Here is a 17,361-nt window from a genome sequence, read left to right as displayed (position 1 = left end):
GCAGACGGGGCGACCTGTAACAGTTTGCAGATCGGCTCGACCCCGTGCTGCTCACGATGGGCATCGATGAATCCCCTGACTACTTCAATCGGCGGTCGAGCTCCGCCTGCGCGAAATACGCGCTGGCCAGGCGCAGAATTTCATTGGCCTTTTTAAGTTCGCGCACCTCACGCTCTAATGCTTTGATGCGTTCATTCTCGGCTGCATTTTTATTGGCGGGCACTGCATCGCCACCTTGTCGACGACACCAAGTGCGCAACGTTTCGGGCGTGCAACCAATTTTGCTGGCGATGGAAGCGAGGGTAGCCCACTCGGATGGATATTCAGCGCGGTGTTCAATCGCCATGCGTACAGCACGTTCGCGGACTTCGGGGGAAAATTGAGTTGATTTCTTCATGGCACCATTCTCTCAAGAATTGGAGCCTCCGCGAAACCCGGTGCGATTCAGATTCCCTTCTTTGACTTCCCGCCGGAAATTCGCAAGGTGATTTACACGACCAACGCGATTGAGTCGATGAACATGAGCCTGCGCAAGCTGACGAAAAACCGAGGCTCATTCCCGAGCGACGAAGCGTTGCTGAAATTGTTCTACCTAGCGCTGCGTAATATCAGCCAGAAATGAACGATGCCACTGCGGGATTGGAAAGCGGCGCTAACCCGGTTTACTATCCAGTTTGAGGAACGACTTCCTCAGTAATCAACGAGGCCGATTCACACAAAATTCTGCACACCCTCGGCTCGAATAGGTCAGTTTTACTTAGCCCAGCAAGCTGCAGGTTCGCCAATGGCATTGCCGTTACTAACGGTCATTACAAGGGGTGTGCAGGAAGTGCTCCCTGCTTTATCGTTGGCCTGATCGCCTTGAGCCGTTGCTGTGATGATGTAGCCCGTTGCTGTATTGGACTTGATGTTGATTTTGTAATAATCACTGCCGCCGAATTTTGAAGTTAAAGTCTCAGATGAGTTGGTAGTAGCCGTAGTGAGTGTTGAAACATTAAGCCCGTTGCTAGATACGTCTACCGAATAAGTGGTGTTATTTGCGCGCCACTTTTCCTGAGCTTGTTGAATTCTGCTGATAGTCACCGTGGCATCAGTACGGCGCGATTTACGCACATAGTCTAGATAAGACGGCATGGCAATCGCCGTCAAAATGCCAATGATGGCGACTACGACTACTAATTCGATTAGGGTGAAGCCTTTTGCTTGTGTGGTTTTCATTTTTGCGGTCTCTGCTAGGAGTATTTAATTAAAGATCGTAAAACTTACAGTCCTAAGTGGCAACTCAATTAAGCTGATAATTGCTTTAAAGCTGCCGTGGAACTGATGAACGGCTGAAATGCGGAGTTATCTGTTATGTACAAGGGTTGAAGTTAAGCTCAGTCCAGCCTTCATTGCTTCTCGGATTTGTCGGTGTTCCACCGCCTGAGTTTTCTTTCGGGCATGAACTGGTTTTATTGCACACGAAATATCTGCCGGTACCATGTGTAACCACCGTGCCCCAACTATAGCCCTTTGAGTTATCCCAATTCGTGGTGCATGAGGTAGCTTTTATTAAATTAGGGATCGCCGAAACTAAAACAACGCGTTCAGTTTCTCCTTTTGAGCTTGTCCACTCGGTAGTAGTTTGAACCCAGGATAAAGTATTTCTTTTGCTATCTGCCAAATCGCAATCCGGCTCTGGTGGTTGCACCAAGGTGTCATTTTCATGGTTGGTTGCCCCCGGATCAACATTCATATTCGTTGCGCCACCAGTGTTTTCATTCGTTTTTGAATAACATATTTTTAATTTAGTTTTGTAGCTATTCGCATCGCCGGTTGCAGCGGCTACCGTTGTTCCAGATATGTCCTCCTTAACAGGGATGCCCATAGCGGCATCAGCGCGAGCTTTTTCAATTGCAGATTGAGCAAGGCTGGTGGCTTTGGTTCTGCTTGAGGCCAGCATGGCACCTTGACTAGTGAATAAATTTAATTTGGCCAGTGCTGCAGCGCTAAACGCGATGATTAGCATGCAAACTAATACTTCAATCAAACTAAATCCAGATTGGTTTATTTTTTGCATTTTTCATTCCAATTAGTAATCAATCCAGCTACCGGATTTGGTCGAAATTGATGGAGGGAATACATTAGGTGGTATCTTGCTCGGATCGTAATTGACGGTTAATGCTCCTTGTCCAGCCGCTGCAGCTGCATTGTGCCCACCAATTTTAGCGTTCGCTTTACTGTTGGTTGCTTTCCCACCTGTGCAAGCTGGGCAAGTTAACTCTCGTAACGTATTAGCAGCCGCTGGTGGTGAAGGCATATAGAGTGTATCCGCATCCCAGTCACCACCAAGAGCAACCACTCCTCTTACTTCAACAGACCCAAATTGGTGAACATCTTTAGCAAAAAGCAGCCCGTTCATTTTGAAATCAGCTGAAGAGGGCGGTTTAATGGCACCGTTAACAATGATAATTTTGTCGCCCTTTGACATCAGGTTGCACGAGGTGTCGGTCAAATTGCCATCAAAGACTATAACTTTGTCCGAATTCTGAATTCCGCTGCAGCTACCATTGGTTATGACTTTGTCAGCTACAGCTTTATATTCATCTAATGATTTGCCTCCCATGATCTTTTTAAAATAATCGTCAGGATTCATTGTATTTATCGATGCGGTATTTGCTGCGATATCAGTGGGTAGCGTGCAAGTGCTTGAGCTTGTGCAAACGGCACCCGTAGGCGATGTGTCTGTGACTAACGGAACGCCTGCTTTCATTTCGAATGAGTCCCCCGTTAAAATGCTGCATGCTGGTGAGGGGTGCAAAGAAGTGGGTTTTCGTGTGTCGAAGGTTGTGGTCGCATCCATGTAGCCTTTGACTGTGAGTGCAGAGGCAGTAAAAAAAGCACCGCCAGAAAGGTTCACTGTTCTCTTAGAAAGACTGAGGGGGGAGTTACTTGCTGTACAAGCTGGTACTGTAATTGTTGGTGCTGTGACGGCATTGTCGGCACAGCCCTCGCTCTGAATACTGATTTCGCCACTAGAGTTCATGGAAGCTCTGATCCTATAGGCGAGCCCTTGAGCAATCCCTGTGATAGCTTCTGGTGGTGTAATCGTTTTAGAGAAATAACGATCAGCAGCAAACGTGCTCGACGTCGCTGCATCGCTTGCGTAGCCGCTTGAGCCGAATTTGAATTCATATGCAAGAGCACCGAGTGAGCTTAAGGCACCCGCGCAAGTGGCTGCGCTTGGAGAGCGTTTTTTTAATACTTCTGTGCTTGAATCATTTGTGCTATCAGCATCACTCAATAATTTTAAATCGTTCTGTAAAACAGCAATAAATGCCTGAGCACCTGCTTCGGCAGCTTCGGCTGCTTTTGAATTTTGGTAGTTATTGGTGGCTATTTTTTGTGCGGCGATTACATTTTTGTTTGTGTACAAAACCGCAATGGTAGAAATAAGCACTAATAGCACCGTTACAATCATAGTTACAGTGCCTGATTGTCGATGTGTCGAATTAATCATAATAATTTTCTCTATTTTGAGTATTATTGCTTAATAGGTAAATTTCTGAGCTGCACAGTTCGCGTTATGGTTAACTGTTGATCATCACTTGTAGAGCTCAAGCGTCCTGTTTGTGTTGCAGTTAATGAGATTTCAACGCTATCGACTGTATTTGCAGGGATATTTGAATTTGTTAAGTTGGTAATGTGGGGTTTGAGGTTTAATGAATTAATGGTGATTGATTGTTTATTGTGGATGACTGGGGCTTTGTCATTGTCTGACCAAATGGCATCGCTGCAGTTGTTAGTGCTAGCTAAGTCGGAATTTCTTAAGATACGAATTTCATTGTTTTTAGCGTTGGTTGTGTCAACATTGAAATAAATCCCTCGTGTTTCGTCGGCATCAACAGCCGAGTTACTGTTTCTATCATAGCGATAAATGATGCATTTGAAATTTCCGCTTGTACCGATTTGATCATTTAGCCAAATTCTTTGAAAATTGTTGGTGCTAAATCCGGCACGAGCAATGTCATTACTAATTAGGTTTAGGATGTTATCCATCTCTTGTTGTAGAGTGGCTTTGTGGTTGATGGCATAAGTGTTATTAATTGTAAATAGACCTAAGCTGGATGCGCCGCCCAGTAAGAATACGCCAATTGCAATGGTGACGAGAATTTCAATTAGAGAAAGGCCTTGTTGTTTTACAAACATGATGGTATCCCTGCTAGAGATGGTTTTCCTGTTGGTGTGCAGTTTGAAATTACTCCACCAGTTGAAATGGTAGTTTTAACTTGATATTTATTGTCTGCAGTTTTTAACAAAATGCTTTGGCTGGAAGTATTGCCAAAAGTTGGTAGTAATTCTTTTGCAGAGAAAAAGCTACCATTGAGTGTGCTAATCGTAGATTCTGTAGTTGTGTCATCCATCTCAATTTTTCTGAAGTCAGAGCTTTTAACTTCTAGAAAGGTCGTGGTGTTGGCACTGTTAGTGGCTTTTATAGTCCAATTGTCTTTTGCAGTGAGTGTTGCTCTAACATATATGTTTTGATTTTGCTTTGCTGTTTCTGATTTTGCGAACTGGAATAAAGTGTTGAGTGCCTGGTAGGCAGACTCAATCCTTTTTTTATTCAGCCAGTCGGTAAAATTTGGCACAGCAATAGCAAGCAAAATGCCGAGGATTGCGATCGTGATCATCATCTCGATGAGTGTGAAGCCCTGATGCTTCGTTTTCATATCCACCGTCCCTATAGTTTTATTTAGGGTGGATTCTACTGACGAATGCTTACCAGATACAGCTTTTCCCTGATGTCGGGCTTAATCGGCAGTTTTTCAGGGATGAGCGGTTGAGGGGGGGTGGGTTTAGGATTTGCTGGCGAACTTTAATACCTTTGATGTGCTGCGCGGCCTAGTCGATCATGGATGGCCAGCCATGCTGCGCTAGTGGGGGGCGAGGCTAGAAATAAGGTGTCATAACCTTGCAAATCTAGCTGGCGCAAGGTGGCATAGATTTGGTGTGCATACGCCTCGGGGCTGCTCGGCATCAGATATTGTTCAAGCTTCAGATTGGTATTAATGTTTTGGGTAATGAGTACCACTTTTTTGCCAAGTTGCTGTTGCTGTTGAATCTCAGCTTGCAGTTGTTCTGTATTGCCTGTAATCAACGTAGTGCGTGGGGCGTAGTGTGAGTCGAGCAGGCCGGAGACGCGTTGTTTGGCGGAGTGCTGGTTGGTGTGATGTTCCAGATCATGGCCCAGTACCGCTTCGATGGCTTCGCGTGATACGCCGCCGGGGCGTAGCAGTTTGGGTGTTTCGCCGATGAGGCTGACGATGGTTGATTCCACGCCCACGTCGCAGGCGCCGCCGTCCAGCACCAGCTGCAATACATCCTGGCTAAATTCGCTACGTACGTGCGCTGCGATGGTGGGGCTGACGTGGCCGAACTGGTTGGCGCTTGGCGCGGCCAGGCCGCCACCGAAGTGTTGCAGTAGTTGTTGTGTGATCGGGTGGGCGGGCGCGCGCAGGCCCACGGTATTTTGCCCGCCGGTGACCGAATCGCTCACATGAGGCTGGCGTTCCAGAATTAGCGTGAGCGGGCCTGGCCAGAAATGTTCGGCCAGCAGATAGGCTTCGTCCGGGATATTTTGTGCCCAGGCAGCCAGCTGCTCGGCTCCTGCGATATGCACAATCACCGGATGATCGGCCGGGCGGCCTTTGGCGGCAAAAATTTTGGCCACGGCGGCTGGCTGGCTGGCATCGGCAGCGAGGCCGTACACGGTTTCGGTGGGGATGCCCACTAGCTCGCCTGCGCGGAGCAAGCTAAGCGCGGTATTGAGTTCTGCTGTGGTCAGGTGTGCCGTGTGAGCCGTGGAATTCATGGTGGTTCGCAAAGGGTGATTTATCGGCCGATTATACCATTGCGTTCCTTGCCAGTGCCGCAGGCCTTGGCAGCGGCATCTGCAGGTATTTGCCGTAATTACTGGCAAATATCTGTGATATTGATGTGGGTATTGCTTTGAAAGTTAATCTAGATGGGTTCTATGGCTGTATACCCCGTAGTTTTCTCCATTTGTATTTCCAGTTTTGGCATGCGCTGATTTTTTGCTGCTCAGGCTAAGCCCTTACAAATAAAGCATGGCGCGGCCGACCTGTTTGGCGCTGGCTTCGCCGTTGAGCTGGGCGGCCAGCTCCAGAGCAAAAAGCGCTGCGGTGGCTGGGCCGCGCGAGGTGGTGATTAGGCCATCGTTCACCACGTTGAATGCGCTGATCTGGGCGCCATGCTCCTGCAATACACTTTCGCAACCAGGGAAACACGTTGCCTGTTTGCCCTGCAGCAGGCTGATTTTGGCCAGCACCATCGGTGCGGCGCAGATGGCCGCAACGCGTTGGCCTGCGGCAATCTGTGCGTGCAGACGGCGATGCAATTCGCTATGTGCCAGCATGGCTTGCGTGCCGGGGCCGCCGCCGGGCAGGATGATCATCTCGGGAGCGTGTCCGGTGACATTCTGGAACGGCTCGTCGGCGTGAACGGCAATGCCGTGCGCGCCGTGGATTTGCGTGCCTGCAGTGAGCGATACCATCAGCGTATCGATCTCGGCGCGGCGCAATACATCCACAATGGTAATCAGCTCGACTTCTTCAAAACCGGGTGCGACATAAACATGCACTGTCATGATGTACTCTCCTTGGGTATTGCCTTGTAGGATAATGCTGGATTGATCTTGATTGATATACCCTTAGTAAATCGGCAAAGCCATAAATAGCTTGATCACAATCGCGTTGGCAATATCAATAAAGAATGCGCCCACCATCGGCACCACAATAAAAGCCAGATGCGATGGGCCAAAGCGGTGTGTCACCGCCTGCATATTGGCAATCGCCGTTGGCGTTGCGCCCAGGCCAAAGCCGCAATGTCCGGCCGCCAGCACGACCGCGTCGTAGTTTTTGCCCATCACGCGGAAGGTAACAAAAATCGCGTAGCCAGCCATGGCCGCCGCTTGCACCGCCAGAATCAGCAGCATCGGCAGCGCCAGATTGGCCAGCTCCCACAGGCGCAAGCTCATCAGCGCCATCGCCAGAAACAGCGCCAGACTTACATTGCCCAGCACTGATATTTCGTGGTCAAACACTTCGTACCAGCCCAGACCGGACAAAATATTGCGCAGCAGTACCCCATTAAACAGCACGCACACAAAGGTGGGCAGCTCGAATGCGGTGCCCGCCAGCATCTCGGCCAGCATATTGCCGCCAGCCAGGCTCAGTACAATCAGCGCCAGCGATTCGATAAAGGAATTCACGGTAATCAGCCGCGTGGCTTGCGGCTCTTCAAACATGCTGGGGTCCTGATCCTGATTGTGTTCGGCGCCGGGGGCGGCGACTTTTTTCAGCAGAATTTTGGCCACCGGCCCGCCGATCAGCCCGCCCAGTACCAGGCCAAAGGTTGCGCAGGCCATCGCCAGCTCGGTGGCTCCCGCGATGCCAAATTGCTCGGTAAACACCTTGCTCCACGCCGCGCCAGTGCCATGCCCGCCCGAGAGCGTGATCGAGCCCGCCAGCAGGCCCAGATAGCCTTCCAGCCCCAGCATTTTGGCCAGACTGATGCCGATGATGTTTTGCATCAGCAGCAGGCCAAGCACCACAAACAGAAACTTCACCATCACGCTGCCGCCCGCACGCAGGCTGGCGAGATTGGCGCTTAAACCAATGGTGGCAAAAAAAGCCAGCATCAATGGCGTCTGGATGCTGGTATCAAATTTCACGCTCACCCCGGCCACCTGCTGCGCCAGCAGCATCAGCAGTGCCACCACTAAGCCGCCCGCCACTGGCTCGGGGATGGTAAAAGCCTTGAGTGGCGCGGTTTTTTCCACCAGCACGCGGCCAAATAACAAGACCAGTGAAGCGGCCACCAGCGTGCCGTAGGTGCCGATGGTGATCAGGTTGGAACCCATAAATTACCCTGTGAGTTTATTTCGGTAACGAAGGCGCTTGTTTGTCGCATTGCCGTGCCATATAGGCACAAAAGAGAGCGCCCAAAATACCGAGCACAAGTAATGCGCCCCAGAATTTCAAATTGAACAATGCACGCTCTGCCGAGTAAATGCTGCCAGCCTGAAGCAGGGCGAGGAGGCAGAACAAGCTGAACAGCGTTGCACCGCAGGATAGCATCCACAAAATTACTTTTTTCATCTTGCTTCCAGTCCTCGTCGTCCAATAGAAAATGGCTTGCAATTGTTGCAAGCCATTTTAAGTGAAATCAAGCAGCACAGCATTGTTAACTACCCCAATAGGCAGGCGGTAGTGATTACGTCCTGTTCCTGTTTAGAGCTCCAGCGCCAGTAGCTCGGCCACCGTCTGGCGGCGGCGGATTTGGGTGAGTTTGTCGCCGTCTATCATCACTTCGGCAATCAGCGGGCGGGTATTGTAGTTGCTCGACATGCTCGCACCGTAAGCGCCAGTATCGTGCAGTACCACCCAGTCGCTGATTTCACACGCTGGCAAATCGCGCGGTGTTACCACGCCGCCTTCTTCCTGCGTGAATACATCGCCCGATTCGCATAATGGGCCAGCCAGCACCGTGCCGCGCGTGTCGCCACCTGCAGCAGAGCCATCGGCGCGCAAGACGCTGATTTCATGGAAGCTGCCGTACATCGCCGGGCGCATCAGATCAGAAAAGCCCGCGTCAACCAGCACAAAGTGATTGCTGCCCACGTCTTTCTTGGCGCGCACTTCGGTAATGAGCTTGCCGCTTTCGGCAACGAGGAAACGACCCGGCTCGATTTCAAGGTGAACGGCGTGGCCCAGATGCGCGGCAATTTCATTGCGCGCCGCATCCCACAGGCTGAAATAATGTGCCGTGTCGATGGTTTCGCCGCCAACGCGGTAAGGAATCGACAAGCCGCCGCCGGCGGAAATCGCCTGAATGTCGCGGCCGGATTCTTTCACCTGTGCGACCATCGCCGCGCAGACTTCCTGCAAATGGCTGTAATCCACGCCCGAGCCAATGTGCATATGCAGGCCAACGAGTTCCAAGTTGTATTGGCTAATCAGCGTCAGCGCTTCGGGGATTTGCTCGTGCCAGATGCCGTGTTTGCTTTGCTCGCCGCCGGTATTGGTTTTCTGGCTATGACCGTGACCAAAACCGGGATTGACGCGCAGCCAGACACGATGGCCGGGGTGGGCTTGGCCCAGTTGCTCGAGCATTTGCGGGCTACCGCAGTTGACCTGAATATCCAGCTCAACCACACGCGCCAAAGTCGCTCTATCTAATAAATCAGCGGTAAATACGATGTCATCGCTGTCTTTACCGGTCTGAAAACCCGCCGCCACTGCGCGTTCAATTTCACCCAATGACACTGAATCAACCTTGACACCCGCCTCGCGCATCAGGCGCAGAATGTGGATATTCGAATTGGCTTTTTGCGCAAAGCGGATGGTGTCGAACATTTTGAGCTGGCTGATGCGTTCGCGGATGGTCGCTGCGTCATAAGTCCAGACCGGGGTGCCAAATTGCTGGGCGATGTGCGCGACTTGCGCGCCGTTTAGAGGTTTCATTGCAAGTGTCCTGAGGTGTAACTAATTGATTGTGAATTTATTGTGCGGCGTGTGGGGTGCAAAGACGGCTGTAGTTTTGCAGTACTTGCTGCATGCCCATCTCCAGGCATTCAACGACAAAAGCGTGGCCGATGGAGACTTCCAGAATGTTCGGGATGGTCAGAAAGAGGCCCAGATTGTCTAGGTTCAAATCATGCCCGGCGTTGACGCCCAGTCCTGCGTCTTGCGCGCGCTGTGCGGCGGCGGCAAAACCGGCCAGTATGGCGGCGTTCGCGTCGCTAGCGAAGGTTTCAGCGTAAGGCTCGGTATACAGCTCGACGCGATCGGCACCGATGGCGCGGGCTTTGGCCATATCCTGCGTGGTGTAATCGACAAACAGGCTACTGCGGATATTCAGTGCCTTGAGTTCGGCCAGAATTGGGCGCAAAAACTCGGCATCCTTGTCCAGATCCCAGCCGTGATCGGACGTGAGCTGATCGGGCGCATCGGGCACCAGCGTGCATTGTGCTGGGCGGTATTGTTTAACCACGGCCAGAAATTCCGGCGTGGGATAGCCTTCCACATTGAGCTCGACGCCACGCGCTTGGCACAATTTAGCCAACTCGGCCACATCGGAATAACGGGCATGGCGCTGATCGGGGCGCGGATGCAGCGTAATGCCGCCAGCGCCAAAATCGAGGCAGCGCGCGGCAAAGGCCGCTACATCGGGGTAGTTGCGCCCGCGCGAATTGCGGATTAGCGCGATTTTATTGATATTGATCGAAAGTATGGTCATCTGGAAAAATCCGGCTTGGCTCTATCTGATGCCGCTATTCAAACAGATAGTCAAATCGTGGTAAAACGATAAATTCTGTGCCCACTCCAATTTGGCTTATGTTTGACTACAAACTTCTTGAAGCGCTGGATATGGTTTTGCGTTGCGGCAGCTTTGATGCGGCGGCCAAACGGCTGCATCTAACGCCGTCGGCGATTTCGCAGCGCATCCGCCAGCTGGAAGAGCGGCACGGCGAAGTTTTGCTGCGGCGCGAAAATCCGCTGTGCGCCACGGCAACGGGCGAAAAGCTGCTGGCACATGTGCGGCAGGTGCGCCTGCTCGAATCCGAGCTGGCCGGTCAGCTGGACGATGCCGATGGCAGTGCCGAATGGTTGACGCTGCGGCTGGGCGTGAACGCCGACAGTCTGGCGCTGGGGTTGCTCAATGCGCTCTCGCCCTTGCTAGCGCAACAGCGGCTGCTGCTCGAATGCGTGGTTGATGACGAAGCCTATACGCTCGATTTGCTGCGATCGGGCGAAGTCTATGGGTGTATCAGTACGCAGGCCAATGAAGTAGCGGGCTGTAGCGTTGTACCTCTGGGGTGTATTGAATATATTGGCGTGGCGCGGGCGGATTTTATCGCGCAATACTTGCCTGATCTCCTGTCAAATCATCCATTATCGGCCAAGCAGTTGATGCACGCGCCTGCGGCCGTGTTCGGCCACCGTGAAAGCCTGCACCGCCGCCTGCTGCGCGAGCGCTGGGGTTTGCTCGACGGGCAATATCCCTGCCATGTTATTCCGGAAAGCAATGCGCTGTTTGCCGCTGCGCAAGCCGGCTTTGCTTATGCCGTGGTGCCACGCCAGCAGGCTGCCGCCGCGCTGGCGGCCGGGCAGCTATGCGAAATCGCCGCGCTGGCCGAGCTTGTACCGCTGTATTGGCATCATTGGGCGCGCCAGACGCAACCGGCCCAATCGCTGGGGCTGGCCTTGCAGGCTTTTGCCGCCAGCCATTTTCAGAGCCCGGCGAAGGGTTGATCTTGGGTCTAATTTCAGAACCCGTTTTATATTTCGTTTCAGGACACACCATGACTTCACCCTTGCCGCTGATTGTTTTTCTGGATGCCGATACGCTGTGCGTGCCGCTCAAACCGCTTGATGTGCCGCATCGCTGGCAAGCGTATCCGCAGACAGCGCCCGAGCAGGTGATCGAGCGCGTGCAGGGCGCGAGCGTGGTGATCAGCAATAAAGTGCCGCTGACGCGCGAGATGATCGCCGCCTTGTCCGAGCTCAAACTGATTGCCGTGGCTGCAACCGGGTATAACAATATTGATCTGGCCGCCGCTCGTGAATATACGGTGGGGGTGTGTAATGTCAGAGACTATGCCATTCATGGCGTAGCGGAACATACCCTGATGTTAATGCTGGCCTTGCGCCGTCAGTTACTCAGCTGCCGCGCCAGATTGGCGGCGGGGGAATGGCAGCGCGCCAGTGGTTTTTGTCTGCTGCCGGATCGGCCGGAGCACACGCTGCGCGATCTGGCGGGCAGCCGGATGGCGTTGATCGGCTCGGGAGCGCTGGGGATGGCCACGGCCAGGCTGGCGCAGGCTTTTGGCATGCAGACGTATTTTGTCGAGCGCAAGGGCGCCAGTGCGGTGCGCGAGGGCTATTTGGGCTGGGATGAGGCCATCAGTACAGCCGATGTGATCAGCCTGCATTGCCCGCTGAACGAGCAAACGCGGCACCTGATCGGCGCGGACGAGCTGGCGCAGATGAAACGCAGCGCCATTGTGATCAATACCGCGCGCGGTGGGCTGATTGATGAAGCGGCGCTGCTGGCTGCGCTGCAAACCGGGCAGATTGCCGGTGCCGGGCTGGACGTGCTGGTAAATGAGCCGCCGCGTGAGGGCAATCCGCTGCTGGCGCTGGACTGGCCCAATCTGATTATTACTCCGCATGTGGCCTGGGCCAGCGAAGGCACGATGCAAACGCTGGCCGACCAGCTGATCGACAATATCGCCGGTTTTTTGCGCGGCCAGCCGCGCAATCTTCTGTAATGCTGTTGTGGCGATGGCTTGAGCGGCGGAATCTGCCATGACTGATGCCTTGATCAGCGATTACACCCGGCGGCTGCAGCAGGCGCTGGAGTATATCCGTGCCAATCTGGATCAGGATTTGAGTCTGGCGCAGCTGGCGCGGCTGACGCATTTTTCACCCTATCATTTTCACCGTATCTTTACCGCGCAATTGCAGGAAACCCCGGCCGATTACGTGCGCCGTATCCGGCTGGAAGCGGCGGCACAAAGCCTGATCAGCCTGCCGCTGCGCAGCATGTCGCAGATTGCGCTCGAATGCGGCTTTAAATCCCAGGCGCTGTTGGCGCGCGCTTTTCGTGCGCAGTTTGGTCTCAGCCCCAGCCAGTGGCGCAAGCAGGAATCATGGCAATACGACGGACAATTCTGGTCGCTTTTGCCACCTGCCGAACGTGACACTGCCAGCGAGCGCGCCCCTGAGCTGCTGGCTGCCCGCCGGGGTATCCGCCCGGCCTCCGTGATCGATGTGCAGTTAAAGCAACTGCCCGCGTATCGCTGGGCCTATCTGTGGTGCAACGGGGCCGATACCGCACAGTTGGCCCGCATCTGGGCGTCGCTGCGTGAGTGGGCAAAGCTTGAGTGGACGGGAGAACAGATTCGCCAGCTGCAAGGCGCTTCGCGCTGGTCGGACGACCCCAGCATTACGCCGCTGGCGCAGCGCCGCTACGAGGCCGGGCTGCTGATTACCGATACGCAGCAGCCGGGCAGGCAGCTGGCGGTGCGTCAGCTGCCCGCAGGGCAATATGTGGTGCTCGATTTTTGCGGCCGCTGGCAAGAGGAAGCAGCGGCGGCCGAGTATCTGTTCAACTACTGGCTGCCGCGCAGCCCGTGGGCGCTGGACGATAGGCCGCATTACTGCCTGAGCCAGCCTTTTCTGCACGAATCGTTTGAGGCTGAATTATCCGGCCCCGAATCATCCACGCCCGCAGCGGCACGCTATCAATGGTGCGTCCCCGTGCGCCCAGCGCGCTCTGGCGCGCGTCGACTCTACCAGTTGGCCGATTTTCAATCCTGATTGCCGCATCATGAGTATCTGCACCAATTTTTTGTATTCGTTTCCCCCTTCGGCGAAGGGGGGCTAGGGGGGATTTTTGCGCCATGAAGGACTGTATTTGACTGCCCACCTCGAGCCGAATCCCCCTCAATCCCCCTTTTACAAAGGGGGAAGCTAAAGTCAAAACCCTTAAGTGAACGGCCTTTGGGACTAAGGGGGGGACGAAGGGGGAACAAATGCGAAAAATTGCTCTAGATGCCCACGCACAGCGCAAGATTTGCAAAGTATGCCCGCACGCGCCTGCCTAAAATAGGCCGCAATTCTAGCCACCTAGGGGTAAAAATCATGCTTGGAAAAACCACATTCAAGGCCGCATCACGCTCGATGGCGGGTCTGCTGCTGGGCAGCGCGCTGCTACTGGTACAGGTGCAGATACAGGCCGCCAGCATCCAGTGGACGTTTCGTAGTGGCGCGCCGATTCGCGGCGGCGTATTGCCCGATCAGCAGGGTGGTGTGGTCTTTGGCAATCTGGCCGGGCAGGTGTTTTCGCTCGACGCGCAGCAAAAACTGCGCTGGCAGCGCAAGCTGGCTGGCGCAATCAGCACCACGCCGCTGAAATCGGGCTCGCTGATTCTGCTGACCAGCAGCCAGGGTGTTTCTGCGCTGGACGCCACAACTGGCGCGCAGCGCTGGCAATACACGATGCCCGAGCATGCACCGGGGGATATCTGGGATAGCCTGAACCCCGAGCCGATTTTGCTAGGGCAGCAGCTGCTGGTGGCGCTGGGGCGCGAGCTGGTGCTGCTGGATGTGGCGCAGGGCAAACCGGTGTGGCGGCAAGCGCTGGCCGAAGTGATTACTGCCACCCCGGCGATTGATGGGCAGATTGCCTATCTGGCCAGCGAATATGGCACGCTAAGCCGCGTGGTCTGGCGCAGCGGCAAGCTGCTAAGCCAGCATCGCGCCGCCGACGGCATGATCCAGAGCCAGCCTGTTCGCGTGGGTAAATCGCTGGTGTTTGCCTCACGCGACGGCAAAATCCGTGGCTGGGACATCCAGCAGCGCAAAACGCGCTGGGAAGTGGATCACGGCGGCTCGTGGGTGATGGCCAGCGCGCTGGCAGACCGTGGGCGGATTGTGATCGGTAGCTCGGATAGCTTTCTGGTGCAACAGATTGATGGCCAGAGCGGCCGCGTGATCTGGCAAGTGCCGAGCCGGCAGAATATCTTCCGTCAGGCCGTCTTGGCGCACGAACAATACTGGTTTGCCACTGGCGACACCTATGCGCCCGCCAAAGCCGGGCAGCTATTGGCGATCAATCGGCAAGGCCAGCAAACGCAGCGCCTTGAGCTACCCGCCGCCGCGTTTGGCCAACTGCGCGCCACGGCCACATCGCTGCTGGTCGGCGCAGAAAATGGCGTGTTGTACGCCATCAAGCCTGACTAGTGATCCGGCTTTCTGCAGATTGAACTTCCATAGGAGCGAGCGAAGCCTTGCAGTTCGCGAGCAAGCTCGTTCCTACGACTTAAAACATCAAGAGGCTGGATCTGTATGCTCGCCAGAGGGCTTTAGCTTACAATTTGCAACAGCTTTTGATCGAATTTCGGCAATATGCGGGCTTTAAACTGCATCCATCATTCAGTTTGTGAGCGCAAAATGATGTCGATTCGGGTCAATACACTGCAGCACATTTACAGCAAAACCCCGCTAGGTCAGCAGGCGATTGCATCGCGATCCATTCCGATGCTGGCCAGCGAGCGCCGGGTGCTGATTCTGATCGATGGCGAACGCAATATTGCCGAGCTCTACCAGCAGCTCAATCACCACGATGTGCTGGCACTCGTCGATCAGCTGCAAGCCAAGGGGCTGATTCGCAGAATTGGCGGTGAGGATGCCAGCCCACTGGCAAGCTCTGCAGTGACACCATCTCCAGCATCACCTTCGCCGTCAGCCACACGGCCACCCGTTCCCTCACCGCCGCCGCCCGCGCCAGGTCAAAGCGCCGCCATTGCGCTCGACGATGCCACGCTGCAGGCGGTAAAAAGCCTGATGATTAGCAGCAGCCAGCAAGGCCTGGGGCTAATGGCCGCGCGGCTGGTGCGCGAAATCGAAGACATCCGCGACGCGCAAACGCTCAAAGCCACGATGGCGCGCTGGAATATGGCGCTGCGCGAATCGCGCTCGGCCGCCGCCCAGGCCGATCAATTGCTGCAAACCGCCAAAGCCCTGCTGCCGATGGCCGCCTAAGCGGCCCAGTTGCAGCGCACGGGCAGGGCGCACGCGCTGCCGCTCGGCTTACACCCGCAGATGGCCATCCTCGGCAAAAATCCAGCCATCTTCGTAACACACCTCGAATAAATGCCCGTCCGGATCGCGAAAATAGCCAGCAATGCCCCAGGCGTTCGGCGTAGCGGGTTTCACAATCTCGGCCCCCAATTGCGCCGCCGCAGCCAGCACCTGCGGTACTTCATTGGCCGAGCGTGCAATATACGCCAGCGCAAAACCGGCAAAACCGCGGTAATTACTATCGGGCAAGCCGCAATCAGCGGCAAAGGCCGAGCGCGACTGAAGCGCCAGCACCACGCCACCCAGATCGAACTTCACAAATTTACTATGACTCGTCGCCGCTTTTTGCCACCCCAATGCTTCATAGAAAGCAGTTGATTTGGCTACATCGGCGACGCCGAGCAAGATCAGATTGAGGCGAGGGCGCATGGGGTTTTCTTGTAGAGTTGAAGTGGAACGATTGTTCTGTCTGTTTGCCTTGGCGTCAAGTTCAAAATAAACGCTGCCGCGTAGACGATGTTGCGGAGTGATTCAGGTTTTATGCGGCTACGCCGCGACTATTTTGATGCGCGTTCCGCCGCGCGGGCAGGTAGGGGGCTTTGCTTCTCCAAAGCCCCCTACACCCCAAAGGAGCCCCCCGCCTGCGGCCCTCCGGGCTACCCTCAGTCGGTCGTGAGCCAAACGAAAAACTGTTTGTCTCACTCCACTCCCTCGGCGATGGGCGACAGGGGATAAAAGCCCCAGACCACAGAGCGCGAATAAAACAGGCATGGGTATATCGTTGAAAAGCATATCAAAATTGACCTACAGAGCAACACCCAGGCATGTATATGCTGCAATCGTTGGTCTGCATGGATTCCCCTACGTCTGCGCCGAGCGAGGAACGGGCGGGGCGGGGTTTCGGCGGGGCCTGTTTTGTTAAGCCCCGCCGCCGCCTCGATCCGTCCGCAGTCGAGGGCATCGGCGTAGCCGACGCAGATGTGGGGGCGCCTTTCTTTGCTTACTTTCTTTAGGCGAAGCAAAGAAAGTAAGTGCCGCGGCGCATAGCCGCCAATCCCAGCTTGATCAATTGCGGCAGACAAATACTAACCTTTTGGCAAGTAAAGTCATTTTAAGTAGAAAAATCTCCTTGTAGATCAATGAACTACATTTTCGAGAAATGAATCTACTTTTGCAAAGATTAGTAAAAACTGCCGTGGATAGTGGTTTCTTGGTAAACGGTGGGCTACGCAAGTTTAGCCCACCTACGGCGCTACGTGGATGTAAGAAATGCAGCTTTCGATCTCACGAACTCGTTAATATTTTCTCTTAGTTTTGCTTGCTCTGATACAGATACAGCTCGATCACGAATTAATTTGATCTCGTCTTGAGAAAAGTCATTTTCTTCAAGAAGTCTTAAATTATCTTCAATTACCTTAAGTGAGCTATCCGCAATTCCGTTTATTAATAGCATGCATTTAAGTGCTAAGTAGTTCCTTGCAACTAATTGGAATGAATTTTGCTTCAAAATAGGCTCTTCATAGGAGCCAAGCTTGAAACGTAATCTTTTAGGTCAACCACTCACGCCCGATGAAATCGTCATGTTAGAGAGCATGGCGCAACAGCATCATCACGCCAATTTTCGCCCACGCGCCTTGGGTTTATTGGCTTTGCACGAAGGAGAGTCGCCCAAGACCGTGAGCAAAATATTACGCATGAGCGAACAAATGGT

Annotated in this window: 17 protein-coding genes, 2 pseudogenes and 1 other annotated feature; of the genes and pseudogenes, 6 read left to right on the top strand and 13 right to left on the bottom strand. The window is 54.0% G+C overall.

Annotation, left to right across the window (positions count from 1 at the left end; genetic code table 11):
- Positions 1–397 (bottom strand): annotated as a pseudogene (locus tag FLS37_RS16150) (transposase); the annotation flags it as partial.
- Positions 6–122, bottom strand: a sequence feature (AL1L pseudoknot). (Overlaps the previous pseudogene by 117 nt.)
- A gap of 54 nt (positions 398–451) precedes the next feature.
- Here FLS37_RS16150 and FLS37_RS16145 point away from each other — a divergent pair.
- Positions 452–697: pseudogene (locus FLS37_RS16145) on the top strand (transposase); the annotation flags it as partial.
- Between the two features lie 56 nt (positions 698–753).
- Here the strand turns inward: FLS37_RS16145 and FLS37_RS16140 are convergent.
- The 11 genes from FLS37_RS16140 to FLS37_RS16090 form a co-directional block, all read right to left on the bottom strand.
- A complete protein-coding gene (locus FLS37_RS16140; RefSeq protein ID WP_157670994.1) occupies positions 754–1,218 on the bottom strand; it encodes a type IV pilin protein in 465 nt (154 codons plus the stop codon).
- Positions 1,219–1,351: 133 nt separating this feature from the next.
- On the bottom strand, positions 1,352–2,059 hold the full coding sequence (locus FLS37_RS16135; protein ID WP_157670993.1) for a type II secretion system protein: 708 nt from the start codon (positions 2,057–2,059) through the stop codon (positions 1,352–1,354).
- Between the two features lie 12 nt (positions 2,060–2,071).
- Positions 2,072–3,460 carry a hypothetical protein gene (locus tag FLS37_RS16130; RefSeq protein ID WP_157670992.1) on the bottom strand — a complete coding sequence of 463 codons (1,389 nt, stop codon included), beginning with the start codon at positions 3,458–3,460 and terminating at the stop codon, positions 2,072–2,074.
- Between the two features lie 62 nt (positions 3,461–3,522).
- Entirely contained in the window at positions 3,523–4,188 is a 666-nt protein-coding gene (locus FLS37_RS16125; protein ID WP_157670991.1) for a PilW family protein, read from the bottom strand.
- Positions 4,179–4,709, bottom strand: a complete 531-nt coding sequence (locus FLS37_RS17030; RefSeq protein WP_157670990.1) for a Tfp pilus assembly protein FimT/FimU — start codon at positions 4,707–4,709, stop codon at positions 4,179–4,181. Before FLS37_RS17030 ends, FLS37_RS16125 begins: the two co-directional genes overlap by 10 nt.
- A gap of 146 nt (positions 4,710–4,855) precedes the next feature.
- Positions 4,856–5,851 carry an L-threonylcarbamoyladenylate synthase gene (locus tag FLS37_RS16115; RefSeq protein WP_157670989.1) on the bottom strand — a complete coding sequence of 332 codons (996 nt, stop codon included), beginning with the start codon at positions 5,849–5,851 and terminating at the stop codon, positions 4,856–4,858.
- Between the two features lie 243 nt (positions 5,852–6,094).
- Positions 6,095–6,646 carry a DJ-1 family glyoxalase III gene (locus tag FLS37_RS16110; protein WP_198314689.1) on the bottom strand — a complete coding sequence of 184 codons (552 nt, stop codon included), beginning with the start codon at positions 6,644–6,646 and terminating at the stop codon, positions 6,095–6,097.
- 63 nt (positions 6,647–6,709) lie between these two features.
- Complete coding sequence (gene gltS / locus FLS37_RS16105) at positions 6,710–7,921, bottom strand: sodium/glutamate symporter (RefSeq protein ID WP_198314688.1); 1,212 nt, start codon at positions 7,919–7,921, stop codon at positions 6,710–6,712.
- Between the two features lie 16 nt (positions 7,922–7,937).
- Positions 7,938–8,159, bottom strand: coding sequence for a hypothetical protein (locus tag FLS37_RS16100; protein WP_157670988.1), 222 nt, complete (start codon positions 8,157–8,159; stop codon positions 7,938–7,940).
- Positions 8,160–8,291: 132 nt separating this feature from the next.
- Entirely contained in the window at positions 8,292–9,524 is a 1,233-nt protein-coding gene (lysA, locus tag FLS37_RS16095; protein WP_157670987.1) for a diaminopimelate decarboxylase, read from the bottom strand.
- Positions 9,525–9,561: 37 nt separating this feature from the next.
- Positions 9,562–10,299 (bottom strand): pyridoxine 5'-phosphate synthase, encoded by a 738-nt coding sequence (locus tag FLS37_RS16090; protein ID WP_157670986.1) that lies wholly within the window; start codon positions 10,297–10,299, stop codon positions 9,562–9,564.
- A gap of 77 nt (positions 10,300–10,376) precedes the next feature.
- Between FLS37_RS16090 and FLS37_RS16085 the strand changes: the two genes are divergently transcribed.
- The 5 genes from FLS37_RS16085 to FLS37_RS16065 all read left to right on the top strand — a co-directional run bounded on the left by FLS37_RS16085 (position 10,377) and on the right by FLS37_RS16065 (position 15,611).
- Positions 10,377–11,315, top strand: a complete 939-nt coding sequence (locus FLS37_RS16085; RefSeq protein WP_157670985.1) for an ArgP/LysG family DNA-binding transcriptional regulator — start codon at positions 10,377–10,379, stop codon at positions 11,313–11,315.
- Positions 11,316–11,365: 50 nt separating this feature from the next.
- Positions 11,366–12,334, top strand: coding sequence for a D-2-hydroxyacid dehydrogenase (locus FLS37_RS16080; protein ID WP_157670984.1), 969 nt, complete (start codon positions 11,366–11,368; stop codon positions 12,332–12,334).
- 37 nt (positions 12,335–12,371) lie between these two features.
- Positions 12,372–13,385 carry an AraC family transcriptional regulator gene (locus FLS37_RS16075; RefSeq protein WP_157670983.1) on the top strand — a complete coding sequence of 338 codons (1,014 nt, stop codon included), beginning with the start codon at positions 12,372–12,374 and terminating at the stop codon, positions 13,383–13,385.
- 324 nt (positions 13,386–13,709) lie between these two features.
- Positions 13,710–14,810: a PQQ-binding-like beta-propeller repeat protein gene (locus FLS37_RS16070; protein WP_157670982.1), complete on the top strand. Its 1,101-nt coding sequence runs from the start codon at positions 13,710–13,712 to the stop codon at positions 14,808–14,810.
- Between the two features lie 210 nt (positions 14,811–15,020).
- Entirely contained in the window at positions 15,021–15,611 is a 591-nt protein-coding gene (locus FLS37_RS16065) for a hypothetical protein (RefSeq protein ID WP_157670981.1), read from the top strand.
- A gap of 48 nt (positions 15,612–15,659) precedes the next feature.
- Here the strand turns inward: FLS37_RS16065 and FLS37_RS16060 are convergent, their stop codons facing one another.
- On the bottom strand, positions 15,660–16,079 hold the full coding sequence (locus tag FLS37_RS16060; RefSeq protein ID WP_157670980.1) for a VOC family protein: 420 nt from the start codon (positions 16,077–16,079) through the stop codon (positions 15,660–15,662).
- Between the last annotated feature and the right edge of the window lie 1,282 nt (positions 16,080–17,361).

Source organism: Chitinibacter sp. GC72, from assembly GCF_009760905.1.
In the GTDB taxonomy this organism is placed as follows: domain Bacteria; phylum Pseudomonadota; class Gammaproteobacteria; order Burkholderiales; family Chitinibacteraceae; genus Chitinibacter.
The sequence above is the reverse complement of the archived record's forward strand: the minus strand, read 5'-3'. Positions and strand labels throughout refer to the sequence as shown.